Raw genomic sequence first — 17,983 nt, 5'->3', positions numbered from 1 at the left:
TCCTTTATTTCAATTCTCCTATAGCTTTTTTATAACCTGCCAAATTGATTTTATATTCTATTTTAGCCTCAATTATGTCCGTATAGGCTTCCTGCCAGATTACCTGGGCCTCCAGAACATCCTTGCCGATTATGGTTCCTGCCTTGTAGCGGTCACTGGCAAGCCTTAAATTCTCCTCTGCCTGAGCCAATGATGCTTTTGTCAGATTTATTTTTTTATGAGATTGGTTCAATTGCAGATAAGCATTCTGTATTTCAATAGTAATAAGTTCTTTGTTTTGCTCTAAATCTGCCTTTTTAGACTCAATTTTAAAGTTTTGCTCTTTTACCTTATTAGCATTTTTTCCCCAGTCAAAAATTGGAACATTAAGAGTTAAAAGACTGTAATAAGTTGCCAGATTATTACTCCCATTGGAGAAATTAACATCTTTTCCAAAAGACCCAATACCACTAAGGGAAAGTGCTATCTGGGGCTTTATATCTGCTCTTATTACTTTTGATTGAATTTGCTCTGCTTCAATAGATTTTTTAAGTATATCAATTTCTGGTCTTTTTTCACTCAGGCTTTCTGCAGGCCAATCCATTATAGGCTCAAAGTCGCCATTTACTTGGTCGGTTACACTAAAATCGATATTACCGGGCTGTCCGATCACTTGGGCAAGATTAAGCATGGAAAGAACCAAAGCATCATTAGCTTTTATAATATCAAGTTCTGCCTGATTAAGATTTACTTCGGCTCTGAGTAAATCATTCTTATAGGTCAAACCGGCATCTACCTGATTTTTAAGATCAATCTTGAGGCTTTGAAGTCTTTCCTTATACTTCAGAGCAAGTGCTATCTTTTCTTTTGCTTGGACTACCTGCCAGTAATCCTGTTCCATCTCCAGCAAAATCTCTGTTTGGGTCATTATTTTTTGGCTGTCATACACCTCAACATTTTTTTCGGCAGCTTGCTTATTGTACCTAACTTTTCCTCCGGAATAGATTGTCTGCTTAACATCAATACCGACATTTGCCAGAACAGAAGGAAGATACTGTGTTAAGGGATCCCCAAAATGGGCTCCGGTAAGTGAAGCATCTAAAGTAGGAAGTGCACCTGATTTGACACTCTTGCTAGCTGCTTTTGAAGCATCTAAATCAAATTGTGCACTTTTAATAGTATTATTGTTTTCCAAGGCCATCCTGCGGCAATCCTCCAAGGTTAAAACCTTATTTTGGGCAAATGCCTGCGGTTTGACAGCCAGCAACCCGATCAGGGCGATTATTTTAAAAATGGAAACTAATCTCATGACTTATATTTTTATTGAATATCAAATTATATGAACTATATATGCGTTGTTTCAGGCAATTCTTCAAGACCGTGGAATTGAGGTTCCGGCTTTACAAATTTGTAATACATAACAGGAATTACAAATAAAGTAAGCACCATCGAAACGATTAATCCAAAAGCAAGGACACTGCCAAGGGGAGACCACAAAGGAGATTTACCTACAATTAAAGATATTACACCAACAGCACCTGCTGAAGAAGTAAGAAAAATAGGTCTCATTCTTCGTTTTGCAGCGGCTAATGCTGCCTCACGTATAGTATAACCGTGATCTCTCACCAATTCATCTGTAAAATCTACCAGAATAATACCATTACGAACCACAATACCAATAAGGCTAATAATTCCCATAAAAGCAGTCATTCCCATAGGGTTTCCGGTAATGTAGAGCCCAAGAAAAGCTCCCAAAAGACTTAAAAGAAAAGTTGATAATACAATCAAAGCCTTATTAAGCATTTTAAATTGAAAAAGCAATGTCAGAAAAATAAGCAGCAGGCTGACTCCAAGCGCCATTAACATACCAGGCATGTTTTCTGCGGAAGACTCTGCATCGCCGCCATATTTTATACTAATGCCATCGGGAAGTTTAATACCTTTAATTTCGTGATCTACCTCTGCAATTATTGTAGCTGCTTTGATTCCCGATTGTGCCTCTGAGGTTATGGTAAGAGTTCGCAAACCATTACGGCGTGCAATAACTCCAGTATGCCATGAGGGCACGATATCGGCCACTTCCTTGAGAGAAACTGTATTTCCGTAAGACGTTGTAAGGTGTAAGTTCTCTAAAGCACTGAAATCCTTTCGACTTTTTGGATCGAGTCTTAAAAAAATATCTACTGATTTGTCTCCTTCCCATATTTTTGAAACAGAATTACCTTTTAGTCCTGCACCAAGAGTTTGTGTAATTGACTGATGAGATACTCCAAGACGCGAAGCTGCATCTTCTTTAATTTTTAAACTCACCCCTACATAGTCCTGCTCATAATCACTATGTACCCAGTTTGTACCTTCTGTCTTTTCTAAAATAGCCTTTACCTGCTCGCCTATACGTTTCTGGTCGTTCATGTTGTTTCCTATTACACGAATTGCAATTGGTGAACCTTCCTGCAGACTTAACTGCCTGAATCTGATATAGCCATCTTTTACAAATCCTTCAAATTTTGGACGATATTCTTTAACTAATTCATCAGTAGCATCGTTACCGGAGGTAGTAATAAAAATCTGCGCAAAATTTCTCTTGGGTGTCTCAGGAGCATAAGTGGTTTGAAAACGCGGAGAACTTGTACCTACAAAGCTGGCTGTACTTATTACACGTTTATCTTTCTTTAGAACAGCTTCTACAGCTCGTACAGTCTTATCTGTTTCACTTAAGGCTGTTCCGCTCGGCATCCAGACCTCAACATTAAACTGGTTGCGCTGGCTCACCGGAAAAAATTCCTGCTGTACATTTGAAGCGACAAAAAAGGCAAGTAATACTGCCGAAACTGCACCTGCCATAGTAAGGTTTGGTCTATTGAAACAATATGTAACTGCTTTATCAAACAAATCCTGTAAAAGGTCCAGCATGGATTTTCTTTTTTTCTTACTCTCTGGTTCCTGTTTATGCAGTCCTTTTTTAATAAATACAAAACACATATACGGTGTAAGAAAAAGAGCTATTAACAACGATGCAAAAAGTGCTACTGCTATAGTTACAGGAAGGGATGCCATAAAATCTTTAGCGATCCCATGCATGAAAATCGCAAGAGGCAGAAAGGCAAATATAATGGCCAACGTAGCGGTAAAGATAGACAGTGAAAGCTGCTTGGCCGCTTTCCATGCGGCATCCCAAGGTGTAATACCTTCATCTAGTTTTTCAATGTAATTGTCAACAACAACAATAGCATCGTCTACGAGCATTCCTAGAACAATAATTAAGGCAGCAAGGGATACTTGATGCAGTTCAATCCCTACCATATTCATTACACCAAATGTGACCATAACTGCAATAGGAGCAGCCAATGAAGATACAGCAGCCATCCTGAATGGAAGCAGAAACATAACCACAACAATTACCGAGATGATCGCCAATCCGAATTCAATCATAAAATGACTGATACTTTCCTGAACTACTTCCGGCTGGCTGAAAATAGTATTAATCTTAATATCTTCTGGAAATTTTGTCTGGAGTTCATGGAGTTTTTCATCAATCTGTTCTCCAAATGCTACGATATTGTTCCCTGGCTGCATTTCTATAGAAAGCAGTACCGCTTTATCTTCTCCTATACGAATAAAAGATTCTTCTTCTTCATAGCGGCGTTCAATATTTGCCACGTCTTTAAGCCTTACAATGGTTCCGTCTGTTTTTGTATAAATAGTTTGATTGGCAATCTCTTGCTCGGATTTATATTGTCCCTGAGTAAATACTGGAATCGTATTATCAGTAATGATCATTTCACCGGAATAACCCGTTACATTGTTTTTTTGCAATACATCGACTATTGTTGAAATATCAAAACCATACTGCTGCATTTTAAGATCGTCTATATTAATATATATCTGCTCTTTCTGTCCGCCTGAGCGATTAATTTTAGAAACCTCTGGAATAGTCTTCAGAGCATCTTCCATTGCATCAAGGTATTTATCGAGTTCGGCATAACTGCGGGTTTTAGAAGAAACCGTTATGATTTGAGCTGTAACATCCCCAAAATTACTGTTTACTGTAGGCCCATCAACACCTGAAGGAAGATTAGATTTGACAACAGTGTTCAACCCGTGCTGCAGAGTGGACCAAAATTTCTTACGATCCTTAATTTTTGGATATAATTCGACTGTTATAAAAACCTTTCCGTCTTTGGTCTGTGACCGTGTTTTATTTTTGTCAACCTCTTCAAAAGAAAACAGGTACTGCTCTATCTTAGTGGTAACCTGCTTTTCCATCTGCACCTCATCAGCTCCCGGATAGAAGGCATAAATCATGGCAGTAGGGGTATCAATTTTCGGGTCTTCGGCTCTTGCCATATTCTTAAGCGAATATATACCAAAGAGAACCAGCATTGCTGTGATTACAATAGTAACCTGTTTGTATCGCATCGCTGCTTCTATGAAATGAATTTTACGCTTTTCCATTTTTTATGATTGATTATAGAAATATTAAGATGATTAAAATGTTACGGTATCTCCATCGCTGATCCTTGTCTGACCCTGAACTACAATTTTATCCTTCTCCTTAAGACCATCTTGAATTATAATTTCCTGTTTCCCAATAATTTTCCCTACTGTTATGCGCTGTCTTACTGCCTTATTACCGTTACGTATTACATAAACATAAGTAAGGTCATCGGTATCTCTTACCACTGAGGTTGCCGGAATAGCAATAACCTGCTCGCTTCGTTGTGGCTTAATGGTAACATCTGCCAGCATTCCCGGCAGTAATCTCTTGTTATTGTTGTTTATTTTAATCTTTACTGTGTAAGACTTTGATTTATCATCAGCCTGTGGATTAATAATATCAATTCGCCCTATTATTGAATCATTAAGGGTTGGAATAAAAACTACCGCTTCCATACCTTGCTTGAGTAGTCCTACTTCACTTTCCGGAACAGTAATCTTAGCGTTTACCAAATCTGTTTTTATAATATTAAATGCCGGAGTTCCCGGAGCAGCCGAGCTTCCTCTTTCAATATAGCGTTGGGTAACAATACCTGTCATAGGAGAATATAAACGGGTATCTGAAAGCTGCTTCTCACTTGTCCTCTTATTTGCCTCTGCCTGTTCGAGCTGCATTTTTACATCTATATAATCTTTTGCAGGTAAACTTCCTTTCTTATAAAGTTCATTTCGCCTGTTAAACAAATCCAGCGATTGAACATAACTTGCATTAGATATTTTTAGAGAATTGCTATAGGTTGTACCGTCAATACTTGCTAATAACTGTCCCTGCCTAATGGTCTGTCCTTCTTGTACAGCGACATTATTGACCACCCCTGAGACAGCAAAACTGATCTGAGCAGTATTATCTGCTTCTATAGTGGCTGAATAATTAAGTTGCTGCAGGCGATTTATCGCTTTTAATGGCAGGATAGTTACTTTTAAAGGAGTTACTGTTTTAATCTCTGTCTTACTATTACAGCCAAATACTGTTGCAAGAACCATAAAAGAATACAGATGAATTTTTATTGTTTTCATTTTAATAAGGATTATTAGATATGATAATAATTTATTTACAGGGCAAAGATATCCTGAGCATTACCCTTGAAAAAGGTTGGCTAAACGGGAAAATTGGTCTAATTGTCGTTTCTAGTAATGAACGATGACATGTAGTAAATACAAAAGTTTTCTGATGTTTTCACAAAAGTTAAAAACACAATTAAGATATAAAGCGAAAAATGAAAACGTATTTTCAGATAAGTAAAAAAAACACAGGTTTAAAAATATGCTTTGATCAATTATTTATAAAGAATTGCGATAGTCTTTAGGAGATCTTCCCATTACGCGTTTGAAGAATTTACCAAAAAAAGACTGGTCACTGAAGTTAAGCTCCTCTGCTATCTCAGCAATACTTAATTTTGGGTTATCAAGAAGCATCCTGGCCTCCTGAATTACAAAACTTTCGATAATTTCGCTGGCTGATTTTAAGGTAACCTCTTTGACTGTCTCTGTGAGGTACTTAGAAGTGATATTTAGCTGAGATCCGTAAAAATGTAGACCACGCTCCTTTTTAGAATGCAATCTAACCAGATTTGTAAAATTAATGACCAAATTTTCTTTACGCGATATATTTTTATTTACAGCCCCAGAGTATTTATCTCCCAAAGCCATTATCTCATATAGTAAAGAGGAAAAAGAGAGATGCAGTAGCTCTTTTCCGTAAGGATGTCCAGGAAGATTGGTCTGGTTATGAGCTAGCTCAATAAAACGTTTATGTACTAATTGAGCATCCTGCTCTTCAAGAGCCCATTGAGGAGAATATTGGGTATTAAAATAAGTAAAAACATCGGTAGCAATAATATGACGGGCAAAACTTTCCAGAAATTCTGCCGTGAAAAAGATTACCGAGGCTACACAGTTCTCATAACTGTTTAATATCTTAATATCATAAGGAGTGAATCTTAGCAAATCATTTCTTTTTACATTATAGTCCTTAAGATTTAGTCCTAAATTTGCTTTTCCTTCACTGACAAGAATCAGCATAAAATAATCTGATCTGAAATAATCCAAAAAAGGTTCATATAATAAAATAGACTGAGCAATATTTATTGAAAAACCATCAATTCCAGAATTGATCCCAAAAATATTATCAGTTTTAAGATTCTGCAGTTTAACCACCTGCTGAGTACCTTGCTTTTTACCCATTAGTTATTGTTTTATAGCTATCGCAAAACAAATGTTTTCTCTGAAAAAACTCCTTTAATTTTCTATATTACCGCTTAATTATCATGCAAACAGAAAATATAGATGTTATTGTATAATTATAATGATGGTTATAATATTAAGAGTGTCAAAAGTTTCACGCCTAATGTCAATCAAAAGGCACAAAAGTGTTCAATATTCATAATAGTTTAAAATTATAGTAAAAACTTCTTATGTGCTTACTATAATTTTTTATTAAGAATCCAAATAAAAAGACATATCTTTTTTATCCCTTTTACTTTTAATAAAAGCTAATAATATGAACTCAAAGATATTTATTTTATTCCTTTCGTTTAATAATTAATCCTTAATAATTATTAAATTGTTCTATTCTGCGAATTCTCATAAGGTGTTACTCAAAGTACTTTTAAACCCATTACTCCCTGCAATGGCTCCATATCTAAATATTAAATTTCAGAAATTATTTATTTTATGTGCTTTAAAAAAGGGAGGGGATATCTTTTTTGCCCCAAAAAGCTAAGACGGTTTTTCTAAAACTTATAGTAAAAATTTTATGCCATAATCGTGAAACCAAAACTCCGGATTGGGGTTCGACCTCCTCATCGCCAGATAAACACAATACAAGCCACTGAAAGACAGTGGATTTTCCATATGTTTGTTTTGTATATTTACTATTTTTCAATAGACTTTTGAATATTACTAAAAATCCTTTGAAGTAAATTTCTCTTCTTTCCATAATATTCAACACTGCATGGCATGTTGTATGAAAAATCTTTTTTTTTGTTATTAGTGTTTTTTTACCTTCAGCATGACTTCCGGTAACTAAACTTGCGTATTGATTTGAATAATATTTGGAGAGAAACTCTACAATTTCCTCAGCTATTTTTTTACTTTTGTATAAAAAAGCACAATAATACATAATATTTCATTCAATTATAACAAAAAAATTAAGTGTTTTTCTTAAAAAACACAACATTTAAATAATCTAATATTAACAATAAATTTAACTATATGACGGACTTAAATTTTCCAGAGATTTCAAAAGAAATCCAACAAAGCGTTTATGGAGCATGCGGAGGTTCTAACTCTAATGATCCTAATGCTGGATGGTATGATAATGGTGATGGAATAACTATTATTGGTAATGGTGGTTCAGGTGGCGGTGGTGGATCTGACGATGGTTGGGGATTTGAATGGTTCTCACAAAATGGCAATCCAGATAATAACCTGCGTCAATTTATGGTTGATTTTTTAACTTCTGTTAACAATGGACAGATTCAAACTGCGCCTCGACCATGATGACAAATAATTCTAATTCGAAATATATATTCTTTTTACTAATATCGTTTTTATTTTTATTTTCTTGCAGAGGGCAGAGTAATCCAGAATGTCTGACAGCGCTTAACGAGAAGATTTCCCCTCATGTCAATGAAAAAAATAAGATTGGTGAGGTTATTAACTTAAAGGATGACTTAAATTGTTTTGACTGGGATTCCCTGATCATAATAATGCCGCTTTATTTAGATGGCAGGGCAGAAAAGGAACTTGGAATTACATTTCCGAAAGATGCTGACTATACTTTGGAACCAAAAAGTTCAGCCATTTTCCTGTTTGTAAAGGATAAGAAAGTGGTGCATTCGATGCTTCAAAAAGCAGAGGTAAACAAAGAAGTTTTTCATTCATACAAGTCGGTAAAATCTTACAGTTTTATTCAACTGCTTAATAATTATGGTAACGCCAACTACTATGTTATAATTCCTAAAGAAAAGGCCGTTTTCGAAACTTATCCTATAGTTTATCATGATGAAAATGGAAAAGAAGCATCTAATCCTGAATACGGATTAGGTGTTAAAGTCAAGAATTAAATATTGTGTGGACTTCAATACATGGATGTAATCTAACTATTGCTGCAATTCTAATTTAAAAGTAGCCGTCTCAGAACAAAATTTGAGACGGTTTTTTTATTGGACCTCATTTTGATTGGAAGAAAAAATTGAATCTATGCTGCAATTTTCTTTCTTAAGTTGTGTTTTAAAGCCATTAATTCAAACTCTAATTCTACTTTTTGAAGTCCTTTTAATGAAAATCGTCAAACCATTATTATGCTTGAGTTGAGCAAATACAGGTTCTTATAGTGATTTAATACGCCGAAAGTTAAGTGGAGTGGATATCATTTTTACTACAAAATTCGATATTCACTATTCCATAATTCACTGCAACATCAATTAAACGGATTCAAAATATTTGTAATTGCTTATCGTAAAAAAAACGTACTTTTGTCTCCGAATTAATTAAAGAATTAAAACGTAAATTTAAACGGATTTCAATCAGTCTGAAACTTTCAATATTTATAAAAACAGCGAAAATTTCCATGGCAGATTCGTGGCGCAATAAAGAAAAAAATATTAGGAATGCAGTATAAAAGCGGGATGTGACGGTTTTGTTCGAATCCCTCTTTCTCCGCCAGTAGAAGTTTCAAAAGAAGCTTTAAAAATCAAAAGCCTAAACATCACTATTTAAAGGCTTTTTCGTTTTTGCATACTTTTCAAAAAGCACATGTTTTCCGCTCAAGACATAAATCTTTTTTTAATTGGTTATATTTACAAATCACTTACAGTTGTTAACAATCACATTTATTAAAAAATTATGATCAAATATAGATTATATATATTTACTAGTATTTTATTTTTTTTTAACACTAAATCTTTTGCTCAATCAGATATAATTAAACAAATAGATTCACTGATTAAATGGTCTGACAAAATCGGGATATTTAATGGTAGCATACTTGTTTCGAAAAATGACATAATACTTTATAATGAGTCAATTGGTTTTACTAATGCCTCAAAAACTATTCCGCTAAACACTAATTATAAATTCCATATTGGATCCATTACAAAAGAGTTTAGTGCAGTAGCATTAGTTAAATTACAAGAACAAGGTAAATTAAAATTAGACGACAAGGTTTCTAAATTTATACCCGAACTCCCCTATTGGTCCAATGGTATTACCATTAAAAATCTGTTGCAATATACCTCTGGATTGCCAAATGTTAACTGGAAGACCATAAAAAATGACATAGACTTGTTTAATGGTTTAAAACAGATCGAAAATCTTGATTTTATACCCGGGTCTGATTATTATTATAATATGAATAATGTTTTTTTAAGACAATTTATAATTGAGCGCATAACCGGAATGTCATTTAAATCATATGTAGAAGAGTTTTTATTCAAGCCGTGTAAAATGAATTCTTCTGTAATGAGTCCTTATAGCAACGAAGAAAATTTTGCAACAGGATTTAATAATGATTTTATAAATGATCCTAAAGAATTGCCCTTGACCGGAGGCACATATCTTACTACTATTGATTTATTAAAATGGGAGAAATTCCTTTATGCCAATAAATTGATTACTAAAAAATCATTATATCAAATAGGTCAGAACTTTGATATAACGGATGCTCAATCCGGATTGGGTCAAGTTACATTTAAAAGGAACAATTTAGAGTATCATATGCACGACGGCAGAGCCGGAAATTTTGAGGCAATACTACTTTCAGATCGTAAAGAAAAAATTAAGATCATTTTATTAGGCAACAATCATAATGGAAAAGTTAAAGAAATAGCACAAGCTATCAGAGCAATATTAAAAAATGAAAGTTACCAATTCCCTAAAAAATCATTTTTTATCCATTATAAAAAACAATTGAATAGTTTAAGTGGTACTGAAATAATCAATCTTTACAAAAGTACACAATCAGACGAGCATAATCTTTATGATTTAGATAACGCAGATGCATTAAATGATGTCGGACAATTCTTTTTGGATAATAATCGATTGGAGGACGCTATTAAAATATTTAATATAAATATGGAGAGATTCCCTTGCTCATCTATACTTTATAACGGGTTAGGAGATGCATATTTTGGACAAGATAATTTAGATTTAGCCCTCTTCAATTATAAAAAGGCACTTGATTTAGATCCTAAAAATAATAGCTCAAAAAAAATGATTGCCAAATTAAACAAATCAAGGCAAAGCAATTAATTCATCCCTAAAATTATTTGCACTTTAAAATTGTTTTTGAATTAAATTTTTAAGTAATTCTTATATAACAAAAACTCTCCTTTAAAAAAGAAGAGTCTTTGAGCTGGATCTAAAATCAGGAATCATTAACCCAAAAACTCTTTTCTGGAAATTTGTCCTGATTTGGGATTTTCTACTTGTAATACCAAAAGCTGAGCACAATATGGTTTTTAAAATAAAAATCCCCAATAGTTAAAGTAAACTCCGATAAGGAGGATAGAAAACAGGATTGTAATAGTGGTAGTTCCATTTGAAATATACTTAAAATTAACCGCAAAATGCAGCGACAAAAGAGCTGTAAGACCAATAAAGACCCATAAAACAGCAAATAAGTAATTGAATTTATCCAATATACCAAAAGCCAGTATGTAATGATTTTGTTGAGCAGTGTCGTTGATCGCTAGTAAAAATGAAATAAAGATAAAAACCCCTAAGATTGATGTTATTATAATTAACAGCTTTAATAGTTTATCATTTATTACCTCTTTTTTATTTTTAAAAAAGGAAAAACCAAAGTTAAATACAGCGATTAATAAAATAGAAATAGCAATAAAAAATGGTGTGAAAAATAGTATATTAAATTCGTTTATACTATTTGCCATATTTGAGATTGCGTTATTTGGTTTCACTCCTGTAATGAAATGTACTTTTGTATCTGACAGTACATTTGTGAAGTTTGGTTTTTTAGTTGGATCAGCCATAAAATCATTAATAATTTTCATAGCGCTCATTGTAAAACTCGGAACATGACCAGAAGCTGGAATAGTTACAAAGGAACTATTTTTTAGTTTTTTTGAAAGCATTAATCCATTGGAACTTGGCGTTATGGGATCAAATTCTCCGGAAAAAATCAATACCGGTATATTTGAGGCATAGAACGTAGATAAATCATTTTCAGATTTGTTTTGTGCCATTCCTAAATTCCATTTTTTACAAACCTCAAAATCAGACCTATAAAAGGACAGTCCACCTTTTAAGTCTTTATAATTTAAAGATTTTTTGTCAAACGCACTCAGGGAATTAAAATTTAAGGTTTCATTACAGCTTACACAATAATACATTCCATAATCTAAACTCAATGCTCCTGAAAAAGCAGTTACAAGTGAGCTTAATGCTTCTTTGTTTCCGTGATTAAATTCGGTGATTAATAAAGGTAATACCTGAATTAATTTTTTACTGTAAAGTGCTTGTTGAATTGAAATTTTAAAATCTTCCGCATTATAGGTAAACTTTCCACTTGGGATAATTTTTTTATCTACATTAACTGTTATTGGATTTTTGGACAATTTATCAATTGTATTATAAAAGACTTTTTCTAAATCCGGATATTGTTGATTACAATTAGGATCATTCTTACATGCCTCAAACACCTTGTCCAGACTGGTGATAAAGTTTGCCGTGTTTTGGTCATAATATTGGGCAATATCCGAAATTGCCGAATCTAAAACTAACGACTCAATATCTTCGGGATAATTGTTTGCATACACCTGCGCCACATACGTCCCGTAAGAGGTTGCGTATACATTCCAATTTTTTAGGTGCAATGCTGTTTTAAGGGCATTTAAATCATTGGCAATAGAGTTGCTATTGTATTGTGTTATATCAATGCCTCTTTTTATTAAGCTTTTCTTACAGCCAATTGCTTCAGTTACTTTCTCCTGTTCGTCTGCTATACTGCTTTGATTTTTTGCTAGTATTTCTAAAAATTTATTTCCTAAATCCGGACATAACTTAGGCAAAGAATTTCCAGTTCCTCTAGCGTCTACTAATACTATAGTATAACTATTCCTTAAAGGGTTATTTAGCCAGGTATCTATACTTGCAATACCTCCGGCGCCGGGCCCGCCTTCTAAATACAAAATAGTTTTTGCATCCTTAGCTTTACTTTTTAAGATTGTTACAGCAATTTTGACTTCTTTACCATTATTTTTATTCCAATCTTCGGAGACCGTCAGATATTTAAACTCGACAGTATTATCTGTTTTTTCATTTTTAGAAAAAAATGAACTTGTACTTTCGAATTTAATTTTCTTGGTTTGAGCGGATACATACACTGGTATCATTCCCACTATCAAAAACAGTATTATGAGGTTTTTCATTTTATTTTAACTTTTAAATTATTAGTTTTTATTGTACTTTTTTAGTACAACATTATCAATATGTGCATTTAACGAAACATAACATTTATAATATTGATCAATTTCAATTTCTTTCAAATAGAATTTTTCATCCTTTATACTGGTTGCATTTTCAAAAATTTCAAATGATTTTAAGGGCATTGATAATCCTTGACCATACGCTTTCATCACGGCTTCTTTTTGTGTCCAGTAATCAAAAAAGGCATTCTTTTTATTTTTGGAAAGCGAAATTCTTTTCCATTCACTTTCTGTCATCTGAAATTTAAAATCGTTAATTCTCATATCAGTAATAACTTCAATATCAACGCCAATTTCATATTCGCTACAAAATGCACATATTACAATTTCTCCGGAATGCGAGATATTAAAATTGACTGAATCTCCTTCAAAATAAGGTTTACTAAACTTGGTGTATTTAATTTCCTTATCCCGAAGATCTACCTTTTTGATTTCTTCGATTCCATTAAAAAGCAATACTCTTCCCATCAGAGATAACTGTGCGTCTTGCCATCTTCTGTATTTTTTTATTTTCTGTTGAAAATCTGCTGAAAATTTTGGCAAATGATCTTTTAATAGACTCTCGTGGTTTTCTTCACAGAGATATGAATAATAGACATAAATCATAACTAAAAGCTTTAAAAGTTAAACTCAAAATCAAAAACTGCATTTTTTTCTAGTTCTAATTGGATATCCAGTAAATGAATTTCAATTTGAGGAGTATTTATTATATCATTTAACAAATCACAATATTTAAGTGCAATTGTTTTCACCGTTTCTTCCTTATATAAGTCACAATTGTAATCAATTGTACCTTTGAGTTTATGATCGCTTTCGAACAAATTAAATACAAGTGGTATTCTGCTGTATTTATTTTCAGTTTTATAAATGCTAAGTTGAAAATCATTCAGGTCAGTTATACTCTCAAAAGAAAACTCCGGATTCTGATAAACCAGCATAATATCTGAAAAAGATTTTTTTATTGCCTCAAAAGGAACTTCCTGATATTCACTAATGTTCAATATATTTGTTTGCGTGTTTTTTAGTAAATCATTGAAGGTTTGTTCAGCTTCAATTTGTGTTCGAAGGATTAGAGGTTTCGCAAACATTCCTATTTGATTCAGTAACTCCGGAGCCTCTCTTCCTGAACTTACAGTCCCGATCAAAATGTCATTATGATCTGAATATTTATGTATTAAAACATTCAGTGTTGTTATCAAAATAGTATAGAAGGTAACTTGTTCTCTTAAAGCCAATTGTCTCAAAGCCAAAGTAGTTTCGTGTGTTAATTCAAAAGCAAATGCATTTCCATTTTGCAGGTTTGCATCTGTTTCAAAATCCCTATCAAATGAATCTTTTGAAACATAATTTTGAAGATACTGGGTCCAAAACGACATATTTATCCCATAATTATCCTTCGCCTTTTTATTAATCCATTCTGAGTAATCTTTAAATTGAAGTTTTGAATTCTTGGCTTCTGTCTCTTGTAATGAAGCGTTTTCATTATAATAGCCAATCAGCTCTTCGATAAAGAATTCTAATGATAAACCATCCATTATAATGTGATGTGTACAGAAAAGTAAAATAAAACGATTTTCATCTGTTTGCAATAATTGTACTCTCAATAATAAGTCAGTCTCCAGATCAAATGCTGTAGTAGTGAATTGGGATATAGCTTTTTTAACACTTTTATTTCCTGACTTAACAATAGGAATTGAAAAATTTATATTCTCAAAAGAATTAATTTTCTGGTAAGGGATTCCATCCAACTCTACAAAATTTGTTCTAATTATTTCATACTTACGAATTACACTATTGATGGCATTTGTGATTCGGTTTATATCAATTTCACCTTCAACTTTATAGGCAGAAAACATGTTGTATGCAATTGAAAAATTGATATGTTGAGATGCCAGCCAAATATTGTATTGAGATGGAGTCAGATCATATAAAGCTTTATTTTGCGCTGATACTATAACTGATGATTGTTCCTCACGCAGCTCTTGAAGATAATTAGCCAATAATTCAATTGTTGGATATTCAAAAATAGTTTTTAAGGAAATATCAAACGAAAGCTCCTTTGCTATAAGTCCTGTTAATTTAATTGCTTTTAGTGAATGCCCGCCAAGAACCAGAAAATTATCATTTAGACTTATTTCTTCTTCAACATTTAATATTTCTTTCCAGTATTGAGACAGTTTAATTTCTAAATTTGAAACTGGTTTTTTAAAATTATCCAGATTTTGTTGCACCGTTTGTTGCGACAAAAATTTCCTGTCGACTTTCTGGTTTGGTGTAAGTGGGAATTCTTTTACGGCAACAACTACATTTGGAATCATATAATAAGGCAGTTTCGTCTTTAAGTCCTTAAGAATTGCCTCAGTATTAAGCTCCTGATCTTCTGTTAAAATATAAGCTACTAAAAAAGCTTCTTCCTGACTCCCTTTTTTCACCACTACAACTGATTCTTTTATTGCAAAAATGGTGTTTAATTGTGCTTCTATATCACCCAATTCAATTCTATATCCTCTAATTTTGACTTGGTTATCATTTCTTCCCAGAAACTCAATTTCTCCTTTATCATTCCATTTTCCTACATCTCCTGTTTCATAGAATAAACGCTTATCATCAAATGGATTTAAAGTAAATTTTTCATTTGTAAGTGAAATATTTTTGTAATATCCTTTTGCTAATCCATCTCCGCCAATATAAATGGCTCCTTGAGTTCCTATTGGCTGTGGAAACAGATATTGGTCGAGTATGTAAATTTTAGTATTGTTTATTGGTTTACCAATGTTTGAAGCATCTTTAGGCTGTTCTATTTTTTTTATGCTCGACCAAATAGTAGTTTCTGTAGGACCGTACATATTCCAGACTTCTAAACTGCTCTTGATTAATCTTTCGGCTAATGACTCACTTAACAAATCTCCACCACACAATATTTTTAGACCTTGATCTCCTTTCCAATTTGCATTAAAAAGCATTTGATAAAAACTTGGTGTTGCCTGGATTATGGTAGGCTTGATTTCTTCTAATTTTTCAATGATTAAATTAGGATCCTGCAATATTTCCTGACTTGCAATATACAGAGTGGCGCCAGAAAGCAAAGGGACAAAAAATTCTAAAATTGAAATATCAAAAGAGTAAGTCGTAACCGAAAATAAAGTATCAGTAGTCGTCACGCCCGGCTCTTTCTGCATGCTGGTTAAAAAATTAAGCAATGATCTATGCCCTATTTCTACTCCTTTTGGATTTCCTGTTGAACCTGATGTATAAATAATATAAGCAGTATCTGCAGCTGTGATTTTTTTTCTCACCACCCCTTCAAGTTCCTCTAATCCCTCGAAAATGTTTTCTAAGGTCAATACTTCCACATCCTCTAATCCTGCCAGTTCATATCCTTTTTGGCTAATGAGTACTTTACTGGCACTATTTTCAATAATATAGCGCAATCTGTCTTCTGGAAAAACGGGATCAAGTGGAATGTATGATCTGCCGGCCTTTAATATTCCCAACAAAACAACTACCATATTTGCCGATCTGCTCATTAAAACAGCTATTGGAGATTGATCCTCCCCGCCATAAATACCAATAAGCTTTTCTGCAATCTGGCTCGATAATTTATCAAGTTCACAATATGAATACGACCTATAATGATCTTTTAATATTATTTTACCCGGCATTTTAGCTGCCTTTTCACTAAATAAGCCCAGAATGGTTTCTCCTTTTGGATAATTTACCTGTGTATCATTGAATTTAACCAGCACTTTTTCCAATTCATTCTCCGAAAGGTATTGTAAGTCTCTTAGTTTTTTTTCAGGATGGTTTAAAACCTCAAAGATCAGATTCTCAAAATGATTGGTAATTTCTATTATTGCTGATTCATTAAAATAATTCAGATTATAATCAAAATCAATTTTTACATCTTTCAATTCATCAAATTCTCTAATGTATAGTGCTAACGCTGCTCTCTCGGATTGATGACTCAATGGAATAACCTCTGTTGCTGTGCCGTGAAAATTGCTAGAATAATTTTGCTTTTCATATGAAAGGGTAATATTGAACAATTTTTCTTTTTCCTGAAATAATTGAAGTTCCTGAATTAGTTTTCCGATCGGAAATCTTTGGTGTCTGTAATCATTCCTTAATTGGTTTTTTAATTCCTGGGTAAATTGTTGTACTGTCAAATTAAAATCAATTTTCACCCTTAATGGAGAGATTCCCATAAAAAGACCAACAGTTTTCTTATATTTAGCACTACTTCTGTTTAAAACAGGCAGGCCTATTGCAAAATCATCATTTTGCTGCTTTCTTCCAAAATAGGCATATACGATTGCCAGGATCAAGTGAAAAGTACTGCATTTATAAGCCGCCGCTACTTGATTTAGTTCATTGTAAAGCGCTCTTTTAATGATCAATTCCTTGCGGCTGCTTTTATTGCCAATTGTTACATGTGCTGTTTTATCAAACAAATTTTCTGGTAAAATTTTAAACTTATCTTTCCAATATAACGCATCTTCTGTAAAAGAATCTGAAGTTTGATACATTGCATCATCCTCTATAAATTCCTTGTAAATAAAAGGATAACTTGTTTGTACAGCACCAAATTCTAAAATTTCATTATAATTTTGAACTAATCGCTGAAACATTAATGAAGTTCCCCAGCCATCTGTAATAATATGGTGGTATACTGAGAACAGATAATGAAAACCTTCTTCAACTTTTACTAAAGTAAAAATATGTAAAAGACCTTCTCCAAATAAATCAAACGGTTTGGAGAATTCTTGCTGCATGTATACATTAGCGCTTTCATACGGATTTTCATTTTTTGAAAAATCTACCAAACCTAATTCAGAATTGTGCTTGTCTACTATTTTTAAATCGACATTATCGTGTTTTTTTACCAATTTGGTCCTGTATGTGTCATGCTGATTTATAACTTCAATGTAGGCTTTCTGAAATATTTCGATGTTTATTGATCCTTTAATTTCAATTTTTGCACCAATATTATATATTGGTTCAGTAGGATATATTAGCTGTTCAAGATAAATATCCTGTTGTGATAGTGTTAATTTCATAAA

11 protein-coding genes are annotated in these 17,983 nt (G+C 33.0%); 3 read left to right on the top strand and 8 right to left on the bottom strand.

The window, feature by feature from the left end; genetic code table 11:
- Window positions 1-4: 4 nt before the first annotated feature.
- The 5 genes from IRZ78_RS12930 to IRZ78_RS12910 form a co-directional block, all read right to left on the bottom strand.
- Entirely contained in the window at window positions 5-1,288 is a 1,284-nt protein-coding gene (locus tag IRZ78_RS12930) for a TolC family protein (protein ID WP_194616945.1), read from the bottom strand.
- Window positions 1,289-1,323: 35 nt separating this feature from the next.
- Window positions 1,324-4,398, bottom strand: a complete 3,075-nt coding sequence (locus IRZ78_RS12925) for an efflux RND transporter permease subunit (protein WP_228520477.1) — start codon at window positions 4,396-4,398, stop codon at window positions 1,324-1,326.
- A gap of 69 nt (window positions 4,399-4,467) precedes the next feature.
- Window positions 4,468-5,493, bottom strand: a complete 1,026-nt coding sequence (locus IRZ78_RS12920; protein WP_194616943.1) for an efflux RND transporter periplasmic adaptor subunit — start codon at window positions 5,491-5,493, stop codon at window positions 4,468-4,470.
- A 264-nt stretch (window positions 5,494-5,757) separates the two neighbouring features.
- Complete coding sequence (locus IRZ78_RS12915) at window positions 5,758-6,660, bottom strand: helix-turn-helix domain-containing protein (protein WP_194616942.1); 903 nt, start codon at window positions 6,658-6,660, stop codon at window positions 5,758-5,760.
- 496 nt (window positions 6,661-7,156) lie between these two features.
- The gene (locus IRZ78_RS12910; RefSeq protein WP_194616941.1) at window positions 7,157-7,597 is read right to left on the bottom strand and encodes a hypothetical protein; all 441 of its coding nucleotides are present in this window, start codon (window positions 7,595-7,597) and stop codon (window positions 7,157-7,159) included.
- Between the two features lie 92 nt (window positions 7,598-7,689).
- On the opposite strand from IRZ78_RS12910, the gene IRZ78_RS12905 reads away from it, so the two are divergent.
- The 3 genes from IRZ78_RS12905 (at window position 7,690) to IRZ78_RS12895 (ending at window position 10,728) form a co-directional block, all read left to right on the top strand.
- A complete protein-coding gene (locus tag IRZ78_RS12905; RefSeq protein ID WP_194616940.1) occupies window positions 7,690-7,977 on the top strand; it encodes a hypothetical protein in 288 nt (95 codons plus the stop codon).
- Window positions 7,974-8,543, top strand: a complete 570-nt coding sequence (locus tag IRZ78_RS12900; RefSeq protein WP_194616939.1) for a hypothetical protein — start codon at window positions 7,974-7,976, stop codon at window positions 8,541-8,543. Before IRZ78_RS12905 ends, IRZ78_RS12900 begins: the two co-directional genes overlap by 4 nt.
- Before the next feature lie 781 nt (window positions 8,544-9,324).
- Window positions 9,325-10,728 carry a serine hydrolase gene (locus tag IRZ78_RS12895; protein ID WP_194616938.1) on the top strand — a complete coding sequence of 468 codons (1,404 nt, stop codon included), beginning with the start codon at window positions 9,325-9,327 and terminating at the stop codon, window positions 10,726-10,728.
- Between the two features lie 209 nt (window positions 10,729-10,937).
- Here IRZ78_RS12895 and IRZ78_RS12890 read toward each other — a convergent pair whose 3' ends face one another.
- The 3 genes from IRZ78_RS12890 to IRZ78_RS12880 are packed head-to-tail and all read right to left on the bottom strand — an operon-like array spanning window position 10,938 to window position 17,980.
- Entirely contained in the window at window positions 10,938-12,866 is a 1,929-nt protein-coding gene (locus IRZ78_RS12890; RefSeq protein WP_194616937.1) for an alpha/beta fold hydrolase, read from the bottom strand.
- Window positions 12,867-12,887: 21 nt separating this feature from the next.
- Complete coding sequence (locus tag IRZ78_RS12885; RefSeq protein WP_194616936.1) at window positions 12,888-13,529, bottom strand: 4'-phosphopantetheinyl transferase superfamily protein; 642 nt, start codon at window positions 13,527-13,529, stop codon at window positions 12,888-12,890.
- Window positions 13,530-13,540: 11 nt separating this feature from the next.
- Entirely contained in the window at window positions 13,541-17,980 is a 4,440-nt protein-coding gene (locus IRZ78_RS12880) for a non-ribosomal peptide synthetase (protein ID WP_194616935.1), read from the bottom strand.
- Between the last annotated feature and the right edge of the window lie 3 nt (window positions 17,981-17,983).

It is taken from the genome of Flavobacterium sp. CSZ (genome assembly GCF_015350725.1).
GTDB lineage: Bacteria > Bacteroidota > Bacteroidia > Flavobacteriales > Flavobacteriaceae > Flavobacterium.
This window is presented reverse-complemented; position numbering and strand designations above follow the sequence as displayed.